Origin of the sequence: Bacillus sp. Brlt_9, assembly GCF_051948935.1 — a bacterium.
GTDB lineage: Bacteria > Bacillota > Bacilli > Bacillales > Bacillaceae_G > Bacillus_A.
The window spans coordinates 1-23,364 of the sequence record NZ_JAYJLO010000001.1 but is presented as its reverse complement, the minus strand read 5'-3'; the positions used below and the strand labels follow the sequence as shown (position 1 = coordinate 23,364).

Sequence of the window (23,364 nt, the reverse complement as noted above, 5' to 3'; positions counted from 1 at the left end):
TTTTTTACAATACTTTATCATTTGTCAAATATCTTTTAAATTATAAAATAAACATATAATAATTATAAGATAAAAGACCTATACAAAATGTATTTATACTACCTATAAATATTTACAACTACTTCCTCATTTTGCATCATTACGACAATTAACTTTGCTATAATTAAAATAAAAATCCAATATATGGAGGTCCACTATGGAAGAAAAAGAAATGCAACCAACGATTCAAATGAAAAATAGTAGCATTGTAATCGTAAAAAACTCAGCTAGCATTATATTCGGACTATTTTTCATTCTACTATTCTTCGCAAAGCCTCTTCGTAAATCGAAATGCTCTGAATGTAAGAAACGGGAGAAGAAACAAGTTGAAAAAGAAGAGTAAAAGGCCTTCCAATTTCGGAAAGCCTTTTACTCTTCTTCATTTTGTATACTTTTCCATCGTATATTACAACAAAAAAAGGATGGCAGCTGCCATCCTTTTTTTCATAATAAACTATAAAATTATAGTTTGATTACGTTTTTAGCTTGAGGTCCACGGTTACCTTCTTCGATTTCGAAGCTAACTTTTTGACCTTCTTCTAAAGATTTGAAACCTTCAGTTTCGATTGCAGAGAAATGTACGAATACATCGTTTTCGCCTGGAACTTCGATGAAACCGAAGCCTTTTTCGTTGTTAAACCATTTTACTTGTCCTGTTACTGCCATGATTATTTCCTCCTAAGAAAATACAAATTTTTAATTTTTTAGTCTTCCTGTCTAAAAAAAGAATCCACACATTATCAAATACGAAACATAAACTAGTTCTCACATACTTTTTCTCGTTCGTTTTCAGCACTTGATAACATATGGATTGCTTAATTTAACTATTCAACTGGGACTATCATAGCACATTAAAATAAAATGTACAATCTTTTTTGAAAATAACTGACAAATTAAATTGATTGTACATTCGTAAATATTCGATTTTAATACGTGCAGGATTCACTATAAAATGAACACACACATCATTTGAATGCGTTCACATCCCTTATTCTGAGGTGTTACAATATAATCACGAGTTCGCACTAATGGAGGGAATTATATGTCAAACTACACAAACGAAGAAAAGCTTACTGGGGGAAATGTATCAAATGTATATCGTTCTGAAAATACTGTTCGGCGAGAATCAAAGCCTGGCAGTGCAAAAATTCATACATTATTACAACACCTAGAAAACAAAGGCTTTCATCACGCTCCAAAGTTTTTAGGGGTAGATGAAAAAGATAGAGAGATTTTATCCTTTATTGAAGGAGAAGCTGGGAATTATCCGTTAAAAGAATATATGCGGTCTAATGGTGTTTTAAAAGAAATAGCGAAGATGCTTCGCCTTTATCATGATGCGGTAAGTGATTTTCCGTTATTAAATGAATGGAAACCGATGGATCGTACTCCAAATGATATTGAGGTTGTATGCCATAACGATTTTGCCATATATAATATTATTTTTCATGACGAAAAACCAGTAGGTATTATTGATTTCGATGTTGCTGCTCCTGGCCCAAGAATTTGGGATATCGCTTATACGCTTTATACTTGTGTTCCTTTAAGCAGAATGCATTATACAGAATCAGGTGAGGCAGTTCATTATGAACCTGCACAACATGCTGATCGTACGAAAGAAAGAGTGAAATTGTTTGTCCAGTCCTACGGGAAAAGTATGGACGAAGATTACATAGGTATGGTACTACTACGCCTAGAAGCTTTATGTACGTATATGAAAAGGAAGGCGCAAGAAGGCGACGTAAATTTCCAAAGAATGATTGATGAAGGACATTTAGAGCATTATGAGAAAGATATACAATTTATTCGCGATTATGGAGCTGAGTGGATTTAATCATATTGTCTTTTTTTGTCGAATCGTCGATATATTGAACAAATCGTTGATATATTTCAAGTTATGGTAGATATATCGAAAAAATCGTTGATATATTTTTATTTGCTCCTCGAATCGTTCAAAAAATAATAAGGGGCACCCTTCAAACAGGTGCCCCTTCCTTTTATTTCGTAAACTGCGCTTCTTCTGTAGATCCTTTTAGCGCTGTCGTTGATGAAGTACCACCTGTAATGACTTGCGCTACTTCATCAAAGTAACCTGTTCCTACTTCTCGTTGGTGACGAGTTGCAGAGTAGCCGTGTTTTTCTGCTGCGAATTCTGCTTGTTGTAGTTCAGAGTACGCTGCCATGCCGCGCTCTTTATAGCCGCGTGCTAATTCAAACATGCCGTAGTTTAATGAGTGGAATCCAGCTAGTGTTACGAACTGGAACTTATAACCGTAAGATGCGATTTCTTTTTGGAAGCTCGCAATTGTTTTCTCATCAAGTTTTTGTTTCCAGTTGAATGAAGGTGAACAGTTATATGCAAGCAATTTCCCAGGGTGCTCTTTATGAATCGCGTCTGCAAATCGTTTTGCATCTTCTAAATTTGGTTCAGACGTCTCGCACCAAACGAGGTCTGCGTATGGTGCGTATGCTAAACCACGTGCAATTGCTTGATCAAGACCTGCTTTCGTACGGTAAAATCCTTCCGGTGTTCTGTCCCCTGTAATAAACGCTTTATCAACAGGATCGATATCGCTCGTAATTAAATCAGCTGCATCCGCATCTGTTCTTGCAACGATAATTGTCGGCACTCCCATTACATCTGCCGCAAGGCGTGCCGAAATTAAATTACGTACCGCTGTTTGCGTCGGTAGTAATACTTTTCCGCCTAAATGCCCGCATTTTTTCTCTGAAGATAATTGGTCTTCAAAGTGTACACCTGACGCACCTGCTTCAATCATACCTTTCATTAGTTCAAATACGTTTAATTGTCCGCCAAATCCAGCTTCTGCATCTGCTACAATCGGTACGAAATAATCTGTATCACCGCTTCCTTCCATATGCTGAATTTGATCCGCACGTTGCAGCGTTTGATTAATTCGTTTTACTACAGCAGGTACGCTGTTCGCTGGATATAAACTTTGGTCTGGATACATATGTCCAGAAAGGTTCGCATCAGCTGCTACTTGCCATCCACTTAAATAAATTGCTTTTAGTCCAGCTTTCACTTGTTGCATCGCTTGGTTTCCTGTTAATGCGCCAAGTGCGTTAATGTAATCTTCCGTATGAAGTGATGACCAAAGCTTTTCAGCACCGCGGCGCGCTAACGTATGTTCAATATCAATTGACCCGCGCAGGCGAATTACATCTTCTGCTGAATATGGACGTGTGATTCCTTTCCAACGCGTATCTAGTTCCCAGCTCTCTTGTAATTTCTCGATTCTTTCGTTTTTCATTTGTTCCATCCCCTTTTCATTTTTTATCCCACTATTTGCCGGGCTGTAAGACTCCCACCTCAAAATTCAGCGAATGCAAGGAAGTTAGGTGGGAGCCAACTGCCCGTAAAAGTCCAATTGGTGAGGGCTAATAATCAATGGGCGATACCCCTCTCCCCACTGATTAAAGTTTCACTTTATAAAATTTCATAACCCGGTAATGTTAAAAATGGTACGAATTCATCATTCCTAACGAGATTTGTAAATAACGTTGTCGCCTCTTGGAATCTTCCCTTCTTAAAGGCTTCTTTACCAATCTCTCTTTCTATTTTTGCTAGTTCTTCTTCTTTTAGCTCTTCCATCAATTCAAGCGTAATATTACGACCATCATGTAGCTTTCCGCCTTCATGACGAATCCATTGCCATACTTGTGCTCTAGAAATTTCCGCTGTTGCCGCATCTTCCATTAAGTTATAAATTGGTGCTGCTCCCCGTCCACTTAACCAAGATGCGATATATTGAATGCCTACGCTAATATTTAGGCGAAGTCCCTCTTCTGTAATCGTTCCCATTGGTACTTCTAATAAATCCTTTTCTGTAACATGTATCTCTTCACGTTTTCTAAAAATTTGATTCGGTGTTTTCATAATGTGATTAAATACTTCCATCGCGACTGGTACAAGTCCCGGGTGGGCAACCCAAGTCCCGTCATGACCGTCTAAAGCTTCGCGCTCTTTATCTGCACGCACTTTTTCAAAAGCCGCTTCATTCGCTTCTGGATTGTTTTTAATCGGAATTTGTGCTGCCATTCCTCCAATAGCTGGCGCATTACGGCGGTGACACGTTTGAATAACTTTCAAAGAATACGCGCGCATAAACGGCGCCGTCATCGTGACTTGCGCTCTATCTGGAAGTAAAAATGCATTATGATTACGGAAACCCTTTAAAAAACTGAAAATATAATCCCATCTTCCGCAATTTAATCCAGCAGAATGATCTTTAAGCTCATACAAAATTTCATCCATTTCAAACGAAGCGTGAATCGTTTCTAGTAGCACCGTTGCTTTGATCGTCCCGTTTGGAATACCGATATATTTTTGAGCAAATACGAAAATATCATTCCACAACCTTGCTTCTAAATGGCTTTCCATTTTCGGTAAGTAAAAGTATGGACCGCTTCCTTTTGCTAGAAGAGCTTTCGCATTATGGAAAAAATAAAGCCCGAAATCTACTAAGCTACCAGACATATTCTTCCCTTCAACTTGCATATGTTTTTCTTCTAAATGCCATCCTCTTGGACGCACAATTAATACAGCTGTTTTACTATTTAAACGATATTCTTTCCCGTTTTCATTTTTATGTGAAATCGTTCCCTGCACAGCATCTCGTAAGTTTATTTGACCTTCAATCGCATTCTCCCAAGTTGGTGAATTCGAATCTTCAAAATCCGCCATAAAAAGATGTGCTCCTGAATTTAAAGCATTAATAACCATCTTTCTATCTACTGGCCCAGTAATCTCTACGCGGCGATCCTCTAAATCTTTTGGCAACTTGGCAATTGTCCAATCCGCTTCACGTATGTGCTTCGTTTCTTCTAAAAACTTCGGAAACTCTCCTGCATCAATTCTCTTTTGTTTCTCCGCACGCTTTTGTAAAAGTTCTATGCGGCGCTCATTGAAATTCTCATGTAGTTTCTTTAAAAAACTAAGCGCCTCAGGTGTCAATATTTCGTTGTACGCTGGTAACATTTCTCCGGGCAATGTAACCCGTGAAGTTTGCGTCGACATATTAGCATCCCCTTCTTAAACTGTTTTATAACAGATTTGTTTTTATGTTTTATATTATATAACAAATCTTCAGAAAAGGAAGTTTTTTTTGAAAATTTTATTGTTTCTTTATGCAACTGTATTCTTTCACCGGCATTACACATAAAAAAAGAAGCCAGTGTTATACAACACCGACTTCTTTTTTATTATTTATTCAAACATTGATTTAAATAAGAACTGCGCATATTGTTCACGTGTTACCTTCATGTTCGGAGCGAAGTTACCCTTGCCATCTCCTACTGAAATACCATTTGAACCTACTGCATTAATCGCATTTTCTGCCCAATGTCCTTTTGGTACATCTTTAAATCCTTGTGTTCCTTTTACTTCTAATCCAAACGCTTTCGTAAGAACTTGCGCCATTTCTGCACGTGTTAACGTAGCTTTTGGTCTGAAGTTTCCATTCTCGTCACCTGTAAAGATACCTAATTCTGTTACTGCTAACACTTCAAAAGGAAACATCGTTGATTTGTCATCAACAATATCATTGTATGGGCTTTCTAATACCTCATCTTCGCCAAATTCTTCATCAAGATCCAGTGCACGATAAATTAAAGCGGCTACTTGTTCACGAGTTACGTTATTTCCAAAACCGAACACACCATTTCCATAACCAAGCATAATTTCTTGTTCTGCTAAAGTTTGAATTGCTTCATAAGACCAATGTCCTGCTGGTACATCTTTAAAGATTACCTGGCTTGCTTGTTGTGGCTTTGCAGCTAATTCAGCTTTTGCTATTGTCCCTTCAGCACTAAATGCTACTCCCCCCATAATTGTTAAAGCTGTTGCTACTTTTAAAAACTTTTTCTTCAAAGTACTCTCTCCCTAAAAACATATTTTTTTCTAATATAAAGAATTAATGGAAGCGTAACAATACAATTCCCATGTGATTTTTGTCTAATTTATGAACTATATTTCATATACTTTTATTTACACTCTATTAACAATAAAGTTACTAAACCTTATATTTAACCAATAAAAAGTTACTTTATTCACCTTATTATTATCCATTAAATCCTAATAACTAAATTACGAATAGCAAATCGATATACTTATAAATAATTTAAAATAAGAAAAAAGCGTGGAATTCCCGCGCTTTTTTCTTGATATATATTATGTTGATATAATTTAAACATCCTTATATTTTAACTTTTATTCATAATCCTCATCTTTTACTGGAAAATAAAAAACAGCTTTATTTAAAAACGTTGCATATTGCTCACGTGTTACAACTTTATTCGGTTCAAATTTCCCATTTCCTGTTCCTACTATGACATGATTAGACTGCAGTGCACTAATCGCATTTTTTGCCCAATGATTATTTGGCACATCTTTAAATGTATGATTCTTCTTCACCTCAAATGTAAATGCCTTCGTAAGAATTTGCGCCATTTCTGCACGTGTTACAGGTGCTGCTGGTCTAAAGTTCCCTTTTTCATCACCTTGAAAAATACCATGCTCTGTTAATACTAAAATTTCATCTAAAAACATTGTTGCCCTCTCAGAAATATCTTTGTATGGATTTTTTAAAGGTCCTTCTTTTTTCAAATTCAATGTACGATAAAGTACTGCTGCTACTTGTTCTCGTGTTACATTATCTCCTACACCAAACTTACCATTTCCATATCCTAACATTACTTTATTGTATACTACGTCCATTATATCGTCATATGCCCAGTAGTTTACTGGAACATCATCAAACACAATCATTTCTGGATATTCTTCTGCCTTTACATTCGGGACATTCGTACTTACAAACAAGCCGCCCATAATAGTTACCGTTGCCATTATACGTAACATGTTCTTCTTCATTGCCCTCTCCCCTTTATCTCCATTTGGAAAAACGGAAAATAATAGACTGAAATCCTTTCCAATATTACATATGTTGCCTTCGCACCCATTATGCAATATATTACATTTAAAAAATCTATTATTGTGAAAATCACTACTAAAGGAGAGCCAATTCGCTCTCAATTTCAATCTTTATACCGAATTGTGCGCAAATCACTTCTCTTTCTTATGGTCATTTATAGGTGTTTCTATACATTAAATATTCTACTTTCTAAAAAAGAAATCCTTCACATTTTAAAAGTTCATTTTCTAGACAAAAAACGATAATATATGTTGGTACGCCTTATATATCGACGTTTCGACAAAGGATATCAACTGAACTGTAAAATATGAAACTATCTATTAATAAAAGCCCATAATGAGCGGAGGATGTCTCCTCTACAAATTATGAGCTTTCTCTTTCTCTATTCCATTTTCCCTGGAGAATTATCAATTGCTCTTTGTAAAAACTTCGCAAATTGCCCGCGTGTAACGCGCATTTCAGGCTCGAACTTGCCATCTCCCGTTCCAACGACAACTTTATTAGACTGTAATGCACTAATTGCATCTCTTGCCCAATAGTTTTCTTGTATATCTGTAAATGTATGCGGACGCTTTGTTTTCAACTCATATGCTTTCGTTAAAATTTGTGACAACTCTGCACGAGTCATTGTTGCTTTCGGACGGAAATTCCCATTTTCGTCTCCTTTAAAAATACCAAGCTGTGTTAAGCGTAAAATTTCGTAAGGGAACTTAGTTGATTTCGCACTAATATCTCCATATGGATTTCCATTAAGCGCACTTCCTTTTACATGAAGTGCGCGGTATAATACGGCCGCCGCTTGTTCACGTGTTATATGATCTTCTACACCAAACTTACCATTTCCATATCCATACATAATTCGATGATATACTAAATTCGTAATTTCATCATATGCCCAATGACCTGTTGGTAAATCATCAAATTCTATCATAATATTAGGGCTAGATTTCTGGATAACATCTGTATTTGCTGACACACCATTTGCACCTACAAATATTCCTCCCATTAATGTTAACGATGTCGCTATCTTTACTAGCTTTTTCATCTCTCTCATCTACCTTTTCCTTTATTTTCCTACCATTTATATTGTACAAAAAATAAGGGGATTTTCAATAGAATGCGAATTAAATTATTTAAAATTCAGAATACAAATTTTCTTTTATCGCTATTTTTTCCTCCTTCGTTTTTCGAAAAGTAAATGCCATCCCTACAAATATAAGAACAATCCCTACTATTTGCATACTAGTCGGTCTAAACCCGGTAAAGACTGTATCTAATAGTATTGCAACCGCTGGATCTAAGAACACTAATACAGAAATTAATCTCGTCGATAAATCTCTTAAACTGTCAAAAAATAAGTAATATACAAATCCAGTATGTATAAGACCTGTCGCTGTAATCATCATCCAGTTCATCTCTGTTAACCCTTGAAACTTGCCAAAATCTACGAATGGTAGCAATAAAAATATACCTAAAAAAGTTTGTAAAAATGTCATCGCATATGCGCTCGTATGCTGAATTCCTTTTCCTAATAAAGTAGTAAAAGCATAAAATAATGCTGCAAGAAGTGCCCATACCATTCCAGACGACATCAATTTTTCGAGCGATAGACTTCCATCTACTCCAGCTACTAAAACGGTTCCGATAAAACAAATGACAATGGACATAACTGCAAACACTGTAAGTCTCTCTTTAAATACAATACTACCAATCATTAATACGATAATAGGTGCAAGATGGTAAACTGAAATTGCAATTGTAATCGACATAACTTCAAACGCTTTAAATAGAAATACCCAGTTAAAAACGAGAAATACACCACATGCTAAAATTTGAACAACTTCTTTTTTATTCCATTTCTCATTTTTATACTGTCCTGTTACGAGCCAACATAATGCTAAAAATATAGTCGCACAAATGCAACGAACGAATACTAATTCAAAAGACGGTAAACCTGTTTGAACAGAAAAAAATCCAATTGATCCGAAAATAGACATCGAAAGGATCATTTTTATAGCCGGCATTGATTTTTTATTGAACACCCTTTCTCTCCTCCTATAACCTATCTTTTAAAAATGAGAAATCTCCAAAACATTACGTATTATTATATATTACAATCGGAAAATTGTAAAAAATTAGAATATAACAAGTGACAGCTGCACAAAATTCCCATAAAAAAATCATCCTTTTTTATATAGGATGATTTTTTTATGGGAATTTCTCTATGTTAAAACTTAAATATACTACTACTTTTGAAGAGTAAACTGAGCAACTATTTGTTTTAATTCTCCTGCTGCGTTATGCATATGTTCAATTGAAACCGAAATCTCTTGAACAGATTTTTCTTGTTGTTGAATAGACTCTTTTACCCTATCAGTTCGGTCAGATGATCTTTGGGAAATTTGAGCTATGTCTTCTGCAGAAGCCGAAATCTCCTCACTGCTCGCTGCAATTTCATCTGTAGACATAGATACCGTTTGAATTTGCTCAGATACTTGCTGTACTTTTTCTGTAATTTTTCCAAATACTTTTTCTGTATGTATTACTACTTGTGTACCTGCCTGTACCTCATTATCTACTTTCCCCATCATATCTACGGTATTGCTCGTTGTTCCCATAACTTGAGTAATAAGCTTCTCAATTTGTTTTGCAGAATTACTAGATTGCTCCGCTAATTTCCGCACTTCATCTGCCACGATTGCAAACCCTCTACCACTTTCCCCAGCACGGGCAGCCTCAATTGCGGCATTTAATGCTAATAAGTTAATCTGAGAGGCAATACCTTGCATAACATCAATGATTTTAACAATTTCTTCTGATTGTTCTTTCATAGTCTCTACTTGTTTAACACCGCTATGTACTGAATTTTGGATTATATTCATCTGTTGAATCATTTGTTTCATTAACTTATTACCACTCTCTGCATCTAATGCTGATTGAGCAGACAATTCATTTACAGATGATGATGTATTCACTATACTCTGCATTCCTTGTGTCAACTCTTCCATCGCACCTGCAGTTTGTTCCATTGCTTGCATTTGACTCTCTGCACCATTTGCAACTTCTTCAATATCCATCGTTATTTTCTTCGCCGCACTGTTAGATACTTCTGATGCAGATACCACTCCGTCTGCATGTTGGAATAAAAGCCGAATATTATTATCTACTTCTTTCATATTTGTTCTTAACCCTGTAATCATTTCATTAAAATCACTTACTAATACACCTAATTCATCTTTAGCATTGTACTCACCATGTACAGTTAAATCCCCATTTTTTGCTCTTTCCATCATACGACTAACAGTTTGTAAAGGAGCAACTATAAGCTTACCAACAATATAACTTACTATGCATATAATGATTGTAGTAACTACTACAAGAATGATAAAAGTGACAACAGATCGATCTATCATTTTTTGAGAATCTTTAAATACTTGATCAGCTAAGTTTGAAACATACGATTCTAGATCTACCGCATATCCAGCTAACTCTACCCCCTTCGGTTTTAATTCCTTCTGAAATTCGTTTACCATTTGTGGCTCGTTTGTTACCTTCGCTTTTTCAAACAAATTTTTATATGCATCTATATAACTTGGTAAAAATTTCTTCATCTTCTGAAACAGTTCATCCTCTTGCTTACTTAAATTAAAGCCATCATCATATTCTTTTAATAAAGACTCATATTTTTTAAGATCCTTTTCAATATTACCAATAATACCTTCTTTATTTGCCCCCTCATTTTGTGACGCTGTAATTAATTCTAGCAAGTTATATTCTAGTGAATTTTGTGTACGAAGCATTCCTTCTAGTAAAATTGCAGAATATTGATAATCATCGACTACAACCTCTGTATCATGCTTAATCTTATTAATAGAATTAATTGCTACGCCGCTCATAATTACCATGCTCAAAACTGCTAATGAAATAAGCGATAGTAATTTATATTTCACTTTTAAATTTTGTAAAAAATACATTTTTTCACCTTTATTCCTTTATATATAGATTTTTAGAATTTTATAGCTTATTATTTACAAAATCACAATAAAAAGCAATGATAAATATTCCCAATATAAACTTATATCTCTATAAAAAAGAAGTAGCATAATAGCTACTTCTTTTTGCTTTGTTTCTCATATTGTTCAAACGTATGAATTCTTTCGAAAATTGGTGGATGTGTGTATAAGAAAAACTTCACTAACGCAGGTGGATTTACTTGGCTTAAACTCGTTTTTGATAAATATTGAAACGTTTTTACACCAGATTTCCCGTCCTTCGTCATATCTAAAGCGTATTGATCCGCTGCTCGTTCTTCTATACGAGAAACATAGTTTGTTGCTGGCTGTGATGCAAAAGAGAGTACAGAAGAAATTAAGAAAAATAAAGGTAAAATCGAAAAACATGCTGCTTTTGAAATTTGCAACGTATTCCCCCATTTTCGAATACACATATTGATAATACGACTAATGAGAAACATCCCTATAAACGATAGCAACATATAACTCGCTACGCCCCAATATATATGTTTCATAACATAATGCCCCATCTCGTGGGCCATTATAAATAAAATCTCTTTATCTTTTAATTGCTTAAGCGTTGTATCCCACATTACAATACGGGCGTTAGGGCCAATTCCTGTTACATATGCATTTAATGCATTCGTTTTCTTCGACATATTTACTTCATATACATGTTTAGCAGGAATGTCAGCTTTGTCTGCTATCGCTAAAATTTTCGTTTCTAATTCTTTATTTTTCAGCGTCGAAAAATCATTATAAAGTGGATCAATCACGACCGGCTGTATAAATGTTAAAAAGATTGTAAATGGAACAGAGAGTGCCCACCCTGCTAGCCACCATCTCTTCGGGAATTTACGGATGAGCCATAAAAGAACGGTAACTACAATTAACATAGTCGCATAACTTTCCCAAAAGCCGATAACGTGATCTTTTATCCAGCTTTGTGTACTTTGCGTTGAAATGCCGTAATCAACGGACACTTTTCGGCTAATCCATTGCATCGGCAGGGCAAGAACTGTTGTGAGTAGCGATAAATAAAAGAAATAAATCGCAACTTGCAGGACACTTATTTTCGTCGTTTCCTTCGACCATTTCTCAAACTTTCTTGAAACACCGAGCACAAGTACAAATAATAAAATAATCCATTCAAGAGGCGTCGCTAAAAAGTACAGTAAATTTTTCACGCGCGAATAATCTTGGCTTAGCGTAAGCTCTCTTGCATTCATAAACGTTTCTGGATCTGCACTCGTTCCTTTATACATGTCCGGAATCAGTTCATGATTCCATCCAAATAAATACCAATATATAAGCAACGCAAACCCAACGTACAAAAAAAGCGACCACCCAATAACCTTCCTCACGCTATTCCCTCCTCTATGCTGCCTGTCTATTATTATTGTAAGTTCGTACATGCTAAATTAGAACAAGCTTATTATGCGAATTGCTCGAGAACCTTCTATTTATATAAAAAAACTCTTCTACAAAAAGAAGAGTTTTACCTACCTTTAGACACTTTCTTCGGTTCATAATCTGGGATAAGAAATATACTTACAACCCAACATATTAAACCAGCACCTTTTATATAGCGTATATATTCATAGTCTTGAAAAAATAAAGTCGTTACAATAAGCGTAAAAAATCCAATTAAAACTAGTACGTATCCTATTTGCTTCTTAGATAACATAACGCGCCCCCTTAAGGAAGTACATCCATTAATAAGCTAAAATCTTGCAGAGAAAAAGAACTATATTTCATAATACCTTGTACTGTTAATAGTAAAATTAGACCGGTCACACACATATAATTAATGCTTTCTTCACTCTTTTTTTCAGCAACTATTCCGCCACTTATACATAATATCCCTAATAAATGGAGTGCTAAATACATAAAGAAATACGCTTCCTCCCAGCGAAGAATAACATTGACTGTCGTTATCAGCACAATACTAAGCAAAATCAAATAAAAAAACTTATTTGATGATATTGTTTCATTCATATAATTTTATACATCCCTTTCAATCATTTTCTTCATCTTACTTGCCCTCCACTACGTCTGAAAAACTCTTTTCTTGCTCTACATATATAGCTGGCATTTCTTTATTCCAATATTTGCGGTTAACAAATAAAAAGATGAGTACTAAATTTAATCCCATTATAAAAATAATAAGTCCCGGAAAGAACGTCGTATAATTTGAGAAATCTGCCAAACTCATTATCTCTTCTTTATTTATTAGAAATGAGACGCCGATTACAAGCGCATTGTTTAACATGTGAATAGCAATTGGCATGAGTAAGCTATTCGTACGAATATATACGATTGATAGTACAACGCTAAATACAACTGCACCTAGGAAATCAACGTGTAATAACGCAAACAATATCGCTACAACAAAGATCGCTATACTCGTTCCCCATTTTGCCGCAAAGCGTTGCAGTAAAAATCCCCGAAAAACAAATTCCCCAATAATTGGTGCGATAAATACGACCATAATTACTTGATAGACATATCCCCCTGTACTATCTATAATTGGTTCACGTAGTGCATTCATAATAAAATCCGGTGTAATCCACGCAAAGCTATACATGTACAAAATAAGATACCCATAACTAAATATGCATAACATAATCGCAATGTATAAAACTTGCACCAGGTTAAATGTTTCATTTTTATTAATAAATAATGAAAAGGAAACACGGTGCTTTCTATACTCAAAAAAAATCCACGTAATCGGCAGAATATAGAATATAAGAATATTTATAAAAGTAGAATTTTGCATATGAAATGTATTTTCTATCAATTCATTACTGGCTCTTGCTACTAAAGTTAATAGTGCAAATACAATTAAAAAATATCTTGCTCGCATCGTTTGAAACGGATTCACACTCATCTCCTCCCCTATGTTCTTTTATCATATCATTTGATTCTTAATTTTTTGAGAAAGAAAACCTTAAAATTTCCTTAAAAATTCCATAAGTTACAGAAAGATGATATGATATTCGAGGAAATTAGGAGGGATTTTTATGTATGAAGCAAATATTTTGCTCGTTGATGATGAAACAGCAATTTTACAATTACTAACCACCATTCTTGAAAAAGAAGGTTTTTCTCATATTACAACTGCAACATCCGCTGAAATAGCTTTATCTCTCACCGAGCAAAACGATTACGATTTAATTATTTTAGATGTCATGCTTCCTGGACAATCTGGTTTTGATATTTGTCCAATCATTCGCCAAAAAACAGATTGCCCTATCTTCTTCCTCACAGCTAAAACATCTGATTTAGATAAAATATCTGGATTTTCACACGGTGCAGATGATTATATTACGAAGCCATTTAATCCACTTGAAGTAGTAGCTCGTATGAAAGCACAACTCCGTAGACATATGAAACAAGCAGTACCACACGAACAAAAAGCACACGCCAGTTCATTTGGCACATTTGAAATTGATCGATATTCCGCAGAACTTACAGTAAATGGACATGTTGTCGAATGTTCCGCCCAGCTATTTCAGCTACTACTCTTCTTTTGCGAGAATCCAAACTACGTATTTTCGAAAGAAGAAATATATGAAAAAGTTTGGGGAGCACCTGCCTATAACGGCGATGATAATACCGTTATGGTCCACATTCGAAAACTACGTGAAAAAATTGAACAAGATCCAAGTAAACCAGAATATATAAAAACTGTGCGCGGACTTGGCTATAAGTTCATTACAAAGTAGGGTGACGATATGAACTTTAATAAACGACTTATTATCCAGTTTATTATGCAACACGTATTTGTTTTAGTTACATTACTGATTGCTGTAGTAGCGGCTTTCACTTATTTGATTTTTCTTGTTACGAGTACTTCATACGAACCAAACATTCCAGATGCTGATAATTTTATGATTTCAAGATATATCTCTTCAGAAGATGGCGACATTTCGTTGAAGGCTGAAGTAAAAGACTTAATTAAAGAGAAAAATGATTGGATTCAAGTTGTAGAGGAAAATGGAAAAGTTCTCTATCACTTTAATACACCAAGTGACGTGCCAACATCTTATACGAAAGTATCTTTATTCTCATATATACAGAATCACATAGAAAGCCCTTATACATTTACATATTGGGAAATTGAATTAGAAGAAAAGAACGTACTTGTTATTTACGGCGGTACGTTAAAAAGCAATGTATTACTGAAAACGATCCAAAAGGAGCACCCTTCTGTATCTACGGATACGTTCGCATTAACAGAAGAAGAAAAACAGTTACTTTCTAAAGAAAAGGCTACTCTTCAAATCTTTAATAGTGGCGGTGAAGAAGTATTCTCCTATCCAGATGGAAAGAAAAAACCGTTTTCTGTCATACAAGCTGCTCTTAGCGAAAAGGAACCGTGGAATCATAAAGAAAACACGTCTAGCTTTTACGACACAAATAGCAATCATCTTCTCGTTGTAACTGCCAAAAATGAGTACTACTACCCAGATGATGAAATAGACGATATATTTACTAAAAAGTTTCTAATCGGATGCGGACTAATCCTTCTTATCGTATTTGTTTATTTAGTCATTCTTTCTATTTGGTACGGTAATAAATTTGGAAAACCATTATTACATGCGATGCGCTGGCTTAAAAATATAGCTGGTGGAAAGTACGAAGAGCCTGTTAGTAAAAAAGGGAAACCTGTCAGGTTCCGGCGATCTGGTAAAGAGAAATGGTCATTCCGCTTATTTAGTGATGTAACAAATTCACTTGAGCACCTTTCTATTACACTCAAAAAAAACGATGCAATGAGGCAAGTATTGCAGCAAACACGTGAAGAATGGATTACTGGACTCACACATGATTTAAAAACGCCACTTAGCTCTATATATGGCTACGCATTATTACTAGAATCAAAGCAGTACAACTGGACCGATCGTGACATTCAACAATTCGGCAGCGTTATGAAAGAAAAATCTCAATATATGACGACATTAATTGATGACTTAAGCTTAACGTATCAATTAAAAAATAACAGTCTTCCTGCGCAGCACGTAAATATTGAAATGAATCAATTCGTCCAAAAAGTATTATTACAATTCATTAATAATCCGACACTTCAAAATCAAAATATTGAATTCGTACCAAGCTCAAATAAAATTCAATATTTCATTGAAGAAAAATGGTTCCAGCGTATTATCGAAAACTTACTCGTAAACGCTGTAAAACATAATAATGAAACGACTAATGTCATCGTAAAACTTTCGCAAAACGCCACTTCATTTACACTATCTATTTCAGATAATGGAAAAGGAATGGACGATAAAACGAAAGAGCTTTTATTTGAGCGATATTACAGAGGAACAAATACAGAAGAAAGCAACATCGGAACTGGACTTGGCCTCGCTATTACAAAGCAGCTCGTCCATGCTCATAATGGAACGATTTCTATCGATAGCGAACTTGGAAAAGGAACGACGATTATTCTTGTGTTTCCGTTTCGTTCGTAGAAAAGGCGCTATGTGGCGTCTTTTCTTTTTTGATGAATGAACCCTATTTTCTCGATAGTTCAGTGATTTTTCAATTATATCGATTTACCGAAAATAACAATTCTCTCTCCTTACCATACAAAATAACCTTTCATAACTCACTATGAAAGGTCACTCCATATTTCAGCTATTTTCCTACTAACACAAACACATTCTCATCAGGTGCTTCCATTACCGCAACGTGTCCTGATTCTGTTGGAAATGGTTCGCGGATCCATTTTACATCCTTATTATCTTTTAAACTTTCATACGTTTGTTGCACATCTTCTACTAATACTTCGACTTCCATAAAATTAATATCTGGATGATTGCTTATTACTAACTCCGAACTTTTCTCATCTGGAAACTTCAATCCGATTAACGTCCAAATAACCCCTTCTTCTAATTCTCTTTCTATAACCCAGTTTTGCTTCATTCCCATTTCTTTATAAAAAGAAACGGATCTTTCTATATCCTTCGTATGTATAGATACACATTCTAGTTTTTTAAACATCGTCCCATTCCCCCTTTATAAAAAAGCGAACCATTTCTCAATGACTCGCTCTCAATCTATTACTTCTTCTTCACCGGTATCCAAAGCTCTACTTGAGCGAACTCACTCTTATCTTCATGGCAGCGCTCATCGTATAGTTCAAACTCTGTAACGCCGCAATGTTCGTATCCTGAATGCGGGAACCATTCTGAGAATACAGCATTCCACGTTTGGTGAATAGACGATACCATTTCTTCATGAGGCACTTTCGGCGTTGTAAATACGGCATATGTTGCTGCTGGGAAAGTACGCTTTGCAACTTCATTTGGTACATTTTCAAAGTCTGTAACTTCCATTCCAATTATATAAGTGAAGTCCCCTGTTTCTAAATTAAAATCAGTACATAATCCAAGCTCTACCCATTGGCTCGTATCTTTACGATTCGGAATTGTCGTTCCAAGATCTTTCTGTAAATATTCTTGCCAAAATGCTGGGATGTCTTGATGGTTTTTCCCTTCTTTACTTGTCGTCTTCAGTTCATAACCCGCCACTAAAAATTCTGGTTTATTTACAATACGATATTCCATTTGTATGCCTCCTAAATACGGATTTAATTTTCTTTGTTTTACATTTACGCTGTAATACATCGGTGTTTCAATTTCTTGTTTTCGATATTCACTTGGTGTCATTTGAAATAATTTTTTAAAGGCTCTCGTGAACGTTTCATGAGATTGAAAGCCATGCTCAAACGCGATATCAATAACTTTTTCATCCGTATGAGAAAGTTGATAAGCTGCCCGGGCTAACCTCCTCTTTCGAACATACTCCATTACTGTATCGCCTACTAACGCCTGAAATACACGATGAAAATGCGACTCAGAAAAACCAGCAATACGTGCTAAATTACGCAGCGTCTGTTTTTCCATTACATCTTCCTCAATATAATCAATGGATCTTTGAATTTGTGTTTCATAGCTTTCCATCTCTGTTCACCCGCCTTATATGTATTATGATAAAAGAGAATACAATCCAATTCTTGACGTTTTTTACTATAATTTTAAAAACAAATGTAACTTTTTTACATGTATTTCGTTGTTATGTATGAAGGGAGGGAAATGTAGTGAAACGCAAACAATCATTAGAAGAGATTTACTCCGAACATATGCAAGATTTATTTCGCTATCTTCTCTCCCTAACCGGAGATTCCCACTACGCGGAAGATCTCATGCAAGAAACATTTTATCGAATGCTCGTCCATATTGACTATTATAAAGGAGAAGAAATTAGGCCGTGGTTATTTACAATTGCCTACAACGCCTTTATCGATTGGTATCGAAAAGAAAAAAGATATAAAACAACGACAGTTGAAGAATTCCATTTACCAAACGTGCCAAGTACAGAGCACTCTTATTTCGTAAAACATGAGATTGCTAGTTGGTTAAACAGCTTATCTTCTCTTCCCCTTGAAAGACGAAATGTCCTGCTACTACGAGATTACTACGGATTCTCGTATAAGGAAATAGCAGAAATGACTAGTCTCTCACTAGCGAAAGTGAAAATTGAATTACACAGGGGACGAAAAGAAACGAAAAGCATAAAGGAGTGATCAGGATGGGTTGTACAGAGTTTAAAAAGCTATGGGAGAAATACGAAAACGGAACGCTCACGCATGATGAACAAGAGCAGTTAGAAAGTCATATTGAGACATGTGAAGAATGTGAGGCTTACTTAGATGAGTTGCTTTCGCAGAGTGAACCAATAAAGAAAAGACTACCACCACAAAATCTTAAAGTCCCGTTTTGGAAAATAAAATGGAAACAGCGTTGGCAAACCGTTAGTTTTGTCCTTGCTGTTTGTATAGCAATCTATTTTGTTGGTCATTTCTCATCTTCCCTTTACTTCTATTCGAACAATATGAAAAACTTAACTGGAGTAGATAAGATTCCAGCACTCGCACTAGAAGCGACAATGCCAAATAGTCGCTCCGCTGGAGGCAGTACAAAGATTAAACCCTTTTTCCGTACAGAAAATGAAATGAATTTATTTAAAACGGTCGGAAAAAAAGAAGTTCAAATCGGTACAGTAACAACGAAAAGTTTTTTATCTTCTGTAACTGTTACAAATAAATCGTGGGCAAACACATTGAATTACTCCAATCTTTCCTTTGTTCATCCAAAAATCAAGCAAGGTGATCATTTGAAAGAATCATCTAAAAAAGTTTGGGATACACTTGGAAAAGTACATGAGGGAACCGTTGCAGAAGTAGCGCTATCTTTTGACAAACCTTACACATTACAAGAATTAGAATCTCTTTTATATAACGTATTTGAAGCACAAGAAATGCCACCAACTCCTATTTGGTACGCTTTAGACACAGGGCAAGAAAGAATAAACGCAAATGATTTTATCCTACATGGCGGAGAAATGATTGGATTTCCAGAACATATAAATCTCCCTGATAGTGAAGCAGAACAACCGAAGACAAAAGAAGATGAAGTAATAGAAATGATGCGCATTCTTTCTGAACATAAAAAAACTGTAAGTAAAGCTACTTGGACTCGTGAAAAAGATCTGAACTTAGATAAGCGCTATCAGTACGTAAAAGATAACGGCGTTAAAGTATACGGCATGGTCATTACTGGCCCCTCGAAAGAGTTATTAAAATTACAAAACTCGCCTCACGTTCGTTATGCGACTCTTGGAGATATTGAGGTTTGGAATTGGTTTGATTATTAATGAAAAAAAAGAGAGCATCAAGAAAAGATGCTCTCCTTTTTTATTCCCTCTCCACAAACTTCCAAACTAAAAATGCTGCACATAGATAGGAAAGCCCAATAACTAAAAAACTATAGCTTGCCCCTCTGTACCAATTGGATGATTCATTTAAAAGGATTCCCATAATTGCTATACCGACTAATGCACCAATTTGACGATTTACATTTAAAATTGCCCCAGCCATATTTCCATTTTCACGATCGGCAGATTTCATTACAATTGTAGTCATGGCAGGTACTGCTATACCGATTCCAAGGTTAACAATACTATAAATGATTGCAATTCCTATATAATTCACATTTTTCACTAGAAACATTAATAATACAGATCCTATACTAGCTATAAATAACGCTATGAATAATAACGATTTTGAGCTAAACTTAGTCACCATTTTTGCAAATAATATATTCCCAATAACAAATACGCTCATCATCGGCAATAGTTGTAATCCTGCTACAAACGGGCTTGCTCCATATGCTTTTTGTAAAAAGAGTCCAAACATAAATATGCCGCCAAATAACGCAAAGTTTATTAGAAATCCAACTATATTCGCCGAGGTAAATGTCTCGTTTTGGAACAACACTCTTGGCACAACCGAGTTTTTTGACTTTCGTTCTGCATAAACAAAAAGAATAGCGGTTAATACCGTCCCCACTACGCCTCCTAAAATTTGAGGCGAGGACCATCCATAACTTGGACCTTCAATTAGAGTAAACGCCAATAATGTTATTGCAATTATACCGATTAGATGATTCGCTACATTTATTTTCTCCTTTTTCGGTAAAACATTTGGAATAATTACAAAAGCCATTAAAATACCAATCATCCCGATTGGAAGGTTTATAATAAAAATGCTTCGCCAACCAAATGTATTTACTAAAAGGCCACCAATAAAAGGACCCGTACCAGAAGCAATAGATACAATTGCAGACCATATACCAAACATTTTAGCTCTCTTCTTTTCATCCGGAAATGATACTACTAATAAACTAAGTGAACTTGGCATAAATAAAGCCGCTCCAACACCTTGAATTGCTCGCCCTATAAAAAGAGCGTCCCCAGTTGTAGCAATCGCACATAAAAGAGATGCGAGCACAAAGATAATTAAACCAATCATATATACTTTTTTTGCTCCAAATCGATTGGCTAATGCCCCTCCAGCCAATAATAATGCCGCAAAAGATAAAATATATCCGTCGACAATCCATGCCGAACTATATAATGTCAGTCCTAATGTTTCTTGAATATTCACCACCGCAACATTTACTACTGTCACATCTAAAGTTGCCATAATGAATCCCATTGCCAAAGCGATTAAAATGATAATACCCGAGTTCTCCTTTGTTTGAACATCTAAATTTCTACTAGCCACTCCACTCACTTGCTTACTCCCCTTTCAAAAATTAGTAATTTACCTATATATTCCTTTAGGACTATAATAAATAAAGTACTTCATTTATAAAAGTACTGATTTTTTATATAGTACCTATACTTTTATATAGTAAGGAGTGTTTATATGGAAAATACAAATGAAGAAACTTTATTAAAATGCCCTATTGAAAAAACAATGTCTGTAATAGGCGGAAAGTGGACTTTCTTAATTTTAAGAGATTTGTTTTATAGTCCTAAACGTTTTGCTGAGCTTGAAAGATGCCTAAACGGTATTAGCCCACGCACTCTATCTCTTCGCTTAAAAGAACTTGAACAAGAAAATATTATAAAGAGAACGATCTACTCAACTATGCCACCTCATGTGGAGTATTCACTTACAAAAAAAGGGGAGACACTCCGTCCTATTTTTGACGCAATGAAGGATTGGGGAAATGAGTGGAAAATATTAGATGAATAAAAAGAAGGTATCATCTTATGTGATGATACCTTCTTTCTATTAATCTGAAATCACTTTCACATACATCCCTCTCACCGCTTGTTCATAAGCGATTTCACTCATCTTCCTTATGTTTTCTGACACAGCAGACGCTGGAACAACCTCACCTTCAAAAAGTAACAGAGGATTAATAAGGCGGACTTTATTTTTCTGATACAAATCATAATCGTTTCTATCTTCTTTTACTTCTACATTTGGATGAACTTTTCTTAATAAAGCTTCCACTTCTGGATTGTTACATTGCTGTAATTTCACTATAAGCTCGTCATCTTCAAGAAGGAAATCGTCTGCATGAATGATCTTTTTATGAAGAGCCAACTTTAACGTTTTCGCTAACATATCATTTCCGTATATATTCATTGGCTTCATAAAGAAATCAATTACCTCTTTGTAATACGTTTTTGTAAACCATTCTGCAATTTCGATATTTTGAAGCACCATTTTCCCGTCCACTTCGATGACATCCTCTAAAAAGCTATGAACCTCTTCTAAAGAAATATATCCGTATGTATACATATCTCGTAACGTATAATCCACTCGGTCTGCACATAATTCTGGCGCGGACCTTTCGAGTAACGTCCACTTCGAATCATCTAATAAAATATCTTCATAGTTATAACCATGCTTCGCAAGAATCGCTGGAATTTCTGAGTTTTTCACAACAGAGCTAAATATTTCTTCATGATAACTTTCATTTTCGCTATCAAAAACGTAATCAATCACGTGAGAAAAAGCGGTATGCGATACGTCATGTAGTAAACCCGCAATTTGTTCTTCTACTGAACAACCTAGTTTTTTAATTAACAACATAACACCAACTGAATGATCAAAGCGCGTTACATTCCAGTTTTCGTTTATTAAGTAACTCGCTCCGTTTTGATGAACGCCTTTCAATCTTTGCACAGGCTTGCTTAAAATTAACTCTTCTACTACTTGATCCACTTTAAACTCACCGTAAATAACATCTGATATAACCACTTATAATCCCCCTTTATCCCGCTTTAATGGGCAGTAAGACCCCCACTGATTACAGTTTCACTTTATTTCAGCAAGGTCTTTTAATCGTACCTTTTTTATAAAATCAATACCAATATAAATTGTAAATCTAAATATATTGATACAAAATTATAAACGTTGTATATTATATATGTCTGTTATTTCTTTTAATTTATTTATTTTTATTGAGCGCTCCTTATGTGGAGCCTTTTTTTATTGAAAAATGTGGGGACTTTCATTCCAAATCGTGAACAGAACGCTAGAAATAGAAACGTACATATTCCGGTGAGAAAAAGGAGAACATTTCCAGTTTTATCATCTCCCGACAGAAAACTCCCACCTCAAGGAATGGGTAGGACATGTTCCAATGAGTAGGTGGGAGCTGAATGACGGTTAGGCAACAGCCTAAAGGTTCTTCTTGCTGAAGAATCAGTATAAGGTACCGGTATCGTAATCAGTTCGTTCCTATAGAAAGAAAATGTTATAGCTCAGAGGCATTTTTACATCTGCAAAATTGTTTCATTGTAAAAGTTCTTTCATTTGTATTTTTTTGAAAGAGACAGAGGACTTTCGACAAAAAAAGAAGAAATAATACGTGATCAGTATTATTTGGTTATATCATGATATCGTTCCCATTCATATCATGAAAAAGATTGTAAACAAATAAAAAAAGGAAGTGAGGTGAAAAGCGGTGCTTATCCATAAAGCC

23 protein-coding genes and 1 pseudogene are annotated in these 23,364 nt (G+C 35.2%); 7 read left to right on the top strand and 17 right to left on the bottom strand.

The window, feature by feature from the left end; genetic code table 11:
- The first annotated feature begins 196 nt into the window (after nucleotides 1–196).
- Nucleotides 197–382 (top strand): hypothetical protein, encoded by a 186-nt coding sequence (locus tag VF726_RS00120; protein ID WP_440164936.1) that lies wholly within the window; start codon nucleotides 197–199, stop codon nucleotides 380–382.
- Between the two features lie 119 nt (nucleotides 383–501).
- Here the strand turns inward: VF726_RS00120 and cspA are convergent, their stop codons facing one another.
- Entirely contained in the window at nucleotides 502–705 is a 204-nt protein-coding gene (cspA, locus tag VF726_RS00115; RefSeq protein WP_000301522.1) for an RNA chaperone/antiterminator CspA, read from the bottom strand.
- A gap of 376 nt (nucleotides 706–1,081) precedes the next feature.
- Between cspA and VF726_RS00110 the strand changes: the two genes are divergently transcribed.
- Nucleotides 1,082–1,873 (top strand): phosphotransferase, encoded by a 792-nt coding sequence (locus VF726_RS00110; RefSeq protein ID WP_440164934.1) that lies wholly within the window; start codon nucleotides 1,082–1,084, stop codon nucleotides 1,871–1,873.
- A 163-nt stretch (nucleotides 1,874–2,036) separates the two neighbouring features.
- On the opposite strand, the gene aceA is transcribed toward VF726_RS00110, so the two are convergent.
- The 12 genes and pseudogenes from aceA to VF726_RS00050 form a co-directional block, all read right to left on the bottom strand.
- On the bottom strand, nucleotides 2,037–3,314 hold the full coding sequence (gene aceA, locus VF726_RS00105) for an isocitrate lyase (RefSeq protein ID WP_166704139.1): 1,278 nt from the start codon (nucleotides 3,312–3,314) through the stop codon (nucleotides 2,037–2,039).
- A gap of 176 nt (nucleotides 3,315–3,490) precedes the next feature.
- Nucleotides 3,491–5,080, bottom strand: a complete 1,590-nt coding sequence (aceB, locus tag VF726_RS00100) for a malate synthase A (RefSeq protein WP_440164933.1) — start codon at nucleotides 5,078–5,080, stop codon at nucleotides 3,491–3,493.
- A 189-nt stretch (nucleotides 5,081–5,269) separates the two neighbouring features.
- Nucleotides 5,270–5,932 carry an S-layer homology domain-containing protein gene (locus VF726_RS00095; protein ID WP_440164932.1) on the bottom strand — a complete coding sequence of 221 codons (663 nt, stop codon included), beginning with the start codon at nucleotides 5,930–5,932 and terminating at the stop codon, nucleotides 5,270–5,272.
- A gap of 339 nt (nucleotides 5,933–6,271) precedes the next feature.
- The gene (locus tag VF726_RS00090; protein ID WP_440164931.1) at nucleotides 6,272–6,931 is read right to left on the bottom strand and encodes an S-layer homology domain-containing protein; all 660 of its coding nucleotides are present in this window, start codon (nucleotides 6,929–6,931) and stop codon (nucleotides 6,272–6,274) included.
- A gap of 443 nt (nucleotides 6,932–7,374) precedes the next feature.
- Nucleotides 7,375–8,046 carry an S-layer homology domain-containing protein gene (locus VF726_RS00085; protein ID WP_440164930.1) on the bottom strand — a complete coding sequence of 224 codons (672 nt, stop codon included), beginning with the start codon at nucleotides 8,044–8,046 and terminating at the stop codon, nucleotides 7,375–7,377.
- A 79-nt stretch (nucleotides 8,047–8,125) separates the two neighbouring features.
- Entirely contained in the window at nucleotides 8,126–9,034 is a 909-nt protein-coding gene (locus VF726_RS00080) for a DMT family transporter (RefSeq protein WP_440164929.1), read from the bottom strand.
- A gap of 204 nt (nucleotides 9,035–9,238) precedes the next feature.
- The gene (locus tag VF726_RS00075) at nucleotides 9,239–10,030 is read right to left on the bottom strand and encodes a methyl-accepting chemotaxis protein (protein WP_413226576.1); all 792 of its coding nucleotides are present in this window, start codon (nucleotides 10,028–10,030) and stop codon (nucleotides 9,239–9,241) included.
- Nucleotides 10,031–10,186: 156 nt separating this feature from the next.
- Nucleotides 10,187–10,966: pseudogene (locus VF726_RS00070) on the bottom strand (MCP four helix bundle domain-containing protein); the annotation flags it as partial.
- Nucleotides 10,967–11,100: 134 nt separating this feature from the next.
- Nucleotides 11,101–12,369 (bottom strand): M48 family metallopeptidase, encoded by a 1,269-nt coding sequence (locus VF726_RS00065; protein WP_212955097.1) that lies wholly within the window; start codon nucleotides 12,367–12,369, stop codon nucleotides 11,101–11,103.
- A gap of 134 nt (nucleotides 12,370–12,503) precedes the next feature.
- Nucleotides 12,504–12,692, bottom strand: a complete 189-nt coding sequence (locus tag VF726_RS00060) for a hypothetical protein (RefSeq protein WP_440164928.1) — start codon at nucleotides 12,690–12,692, stop codon at nucleotides 12,504–12,506.
- Nucleotides 12,693–12,703: 11 nt separating this feature from the next.
- The gene (locus VF726_RS00055; RefSeq protein WP_440164927.1) at nucleotides 12,704–13,003 is read right to left on the bottom strand and encodes a hypothetical protein; all 300 of its coding nucleotides are present in this window, start codon (nucleotides 13,001–13,003) and stop codon (nucleotides 12,704–12,706) included.
- Nucleotides 13,004–13,040: 37 nt separating this feature from the next.
- On the bottom strand, nucleotides 13,041–13,895 hold the full coding sequence (locus tag VF726_RS00050; RefSeq protein ID WP_440164926.1) for a lysostaphin resistance A-like protein: 855 nt from the start codon (nucleotides 13,893–13,895) through the stop codon (nucleotides 13,041–13,043).
- Between the two features lie 133 nt (nucleotides 13,896–14,028).
- Here VF726_RS00050 and VF726_RS00045 point away from each other — a divergent pair, with 133 nt between their 5' ends.
- The gene (locus VF726_RS00045) at nucleotides 14,029–14,733 is read left to right on the top strand and encodes a response regulator transcription factor (RefSeq protein WP_440164925.1); all 705 of its coding nucleotides are present in this window, start codon (nucleotides 14,029–14,031) and stop codon (nucleotides 14,731–14,733) included.
- 9 nt (nucleotides 14,734–14,742) lie between these two features.
- Nucleotides 14,743–16,485: a sensor histidine kinase gene (locus VF726_RS00040; protein WP_440164924.1), complete on the top strand. Its 1,743-nt coding sequence runs from the start codon at nucleotides 14,743–14,745 to the stop codon at nucleotides 16,483–16,485.
- A 166-nt stretch (nucleotides 16,486–16,651) separates the two neighbouring features.
- On the opposite strand, the gene VF726_RS00035 is transcribed toward VF726_RS00040, so the two are convergent.
- Together VF726_RS00035 and VF726_RS00030 are read right to left on the bottom strand one after the other, a co-directional pair.
- Complete coding sequence (locus VF726_RS00035) at nucleotides 16,652–17,017, bottom strand: VOC family protein (protein WP_440164923.1); 366 nt, start codon at nucleotides 17,015–17,017, stop codon at nucleotides 16,652–16,654.
- Between the two features lie 59 nt (nucleotides 17,018–17,076).
- Nucleotides 17,077–17,979 carry an AraC family transcriptional regulator gene (locus tag VF726_RS00030; protein WP_440164922.1) on the bottom strand — a complete coding sequence of 301 codons (903 nt, stop codon included), beginning with the start codon at nucleotides 17,977–17,979 and terminating at the stop codon, nucleotides 17,077–17,079.
- Between the two features lie 137 nt (nucleotides 17,980–18,116).
- Between VF726_RS00030 and VF726_RS00025 the strand changes: the two genes are divergently transcribed.
- Both VF726_RS00025 and VF726_RS00020 read left to right on the top strand, forming a co-directional pair.
- Nucleotides 18,117–18,602: an RNA polymerase sigma factor gene (locus VF726_RS00025; RefSeq protein ID WP_440164921.1), complete on the top strand. Its 486-nt coding sequence runs from the start codon at nucleotides 18,117–18,119 to the stop codon at nucleotides 18,600–18,602.
- Nucleotides 18,603–18,607: 5 nt separating this feature from the next.
- Nucleotides 18,608–19,732: an anti-sigma factor gene (locus VF726_RS00020; RefSeq protein WP_440164920.1), complete on the top strand. Its 1,125-nt coding sequence runs from the start codon at nucleotides 18,608–18,610 to the stop codon at nucleotides 19,730–19,732.
- Nucleotides 19,733–19,772: 40 nt separating this feature from the next.
- Here VF726_RS00020 and VF726_RS00015 read toward each other — a convergent pair whose 3' ends face one another.
- The gene (locus VF726_RS00015; protein ID WP_440164919.1) at nucleotides 19,773–21,152 is read right to left on the bottom strand and encodes an MFS transporter; all 1,380 of its coding nucleotides are present in this window, start codon (nucleotides 21,150–21,152) and stop codon (nucleotides 19,773–19,775) included.
- Between the two features lie 135 nt (nucleotides 21,153–21,287).
- Between VF726_RS00015 and VF726_RS00010 the strand changes: the two genes are divergently transcribed.
- A complete protein-coding gene (locus VF726_RS00010; protein WP_060629890.1) occupies nucleotides 21,288–21,620 on the top strand; it encodes a winged helix-turn-helix transcriptional regulator in 333 nt (110 codons plus the stop codon).
- Between the two features lie 39 nt (nucleotides 21,621–21,659).
- Here the strand turns inward: VF726_RS00010 and VF726_RS00005 are convergent, their stop codons facing one another.
- Nucleotides 21,660–22,637, bottom strand: a complete 978-nt coding sequence (locus VF726_RS00005; RefSeq protein ID WP_440164918.1) for an HD domain-containing protein — start codon at nucleotides 22,635–22,637, stop codon at nucleotides 21,660–21,662.
- Nucleotides 22,638–23,364: the final 727 nt, after the last annotated feature.

Coding starts and splice junctions, on each gene's coding strand:
- VF726_RS00035 (WP_440164923.1), bottom strand. CDS start 17,017: ATGTTTAAAAAACTAGAATGTGTATCTATACATACGAAGGATATAGAA.
- VF726_RS00110 (WP_440164934.1), top strand. CDS start 1,082: ATGTCAAACTACACAAACGAAGAAAAGCTTACTGGGGGAAATGTATCA.
- VF726_RS00075 (WP_413226576.1), bottom strand. CDS start 10,030: ATGCAAGCAATGGAACAAACTGCAGGTGCGATGGAAGAGTTGACACAA.
- cspA (WP_000301522.1), bottom strand. CDS start 705: ATGGCAGTAACAGGACAAGTAAAATGGTTTAACAACGAAAAAGGCTTC.
- VF726_RS00030 (WP_440164922.1), bottom strand. CDS start 17,979: ATGGAAAGCTATGAAACACAAATTCAAAGATCCATTGATTATATTGAG.
- aceB (WP_440164933.1), bottom strand. CDS start 5,080: ATGTCGACGCAAACTTCACGGGTTACATTGCCCGGAGAAATGTTACCA.
- VF726_RS00045 (WP_440164925.1), top strand. CDS start 14,029: ATGTATGAAGCAAATATTTTGCTCGTTGATGATGAAACAGCAATTTTA.
- VF726_RS00090 (WP_440164931.1), bottom strand. CDS start 6,931: ATGAAGAAGAACATGTTACGTATAATGGCAACGGTAACTATTATGGGC.
- VF726_RS00055 (WP_440164927.1), bottom strand. CDS start 13,003: ATGAATGAAACAATATCATCAAATAAGTTTTTTTATTTGATTTTGCTT.
- VF726_RS00020 (WP_440164920.1), top strand. CDS start 18,608: ATGGGTTGTACAGAGTTTAAAAAGCTATGGGAGAAATACGAAAACGGA.
- VF726_RS00040 (WP_440164924.1), top strand. CDS start 14,743: ATGAACTTTAATAAACGACTTATTATCCAGTTTATTATGCAACACGTA.
- VF726_RS00085 (WP_440164930.1), bottom strand. CDS start 8,046: ATGAGAGAGATGAAAAAGCTAGTAAAGATAGCGACATCGTTAACATTA.
- aceA (WP_166704139.1), bottom strand. CDS start 3,314: ATGAAAAACGAAAGAATCGAGAAATTACAAGAGAGCTGGGAACTAGAT.
- VF726_RS00050 (WP_440164926.1), bottom strand. CDS start 13,895: ATGAGTGTGAATCCGTTTCAAACGATGCGAGCAAGATATTTTTTAATT.
- VF726_RS00060 (WP_440164928.1), bottom strand. CDS start 12,692: ATGTTATCTAAGAAGCAAATAGGATACGTACTAGTTTTAATTGGATTT.
- VF726_RS00120 (WP_440164936.1), top strand. CDS start 197: ATGGAAGAAAAAGAAATGCAACCAACGATTCAAATGAAAAATAGTAGC.
- VF726_RS00010 (WP_060629890.1), top strand. CDS start 21,288: ATGGAAAATACAAATGAAGAAACTTTATTAAAATGCCCTATTGAAAAA.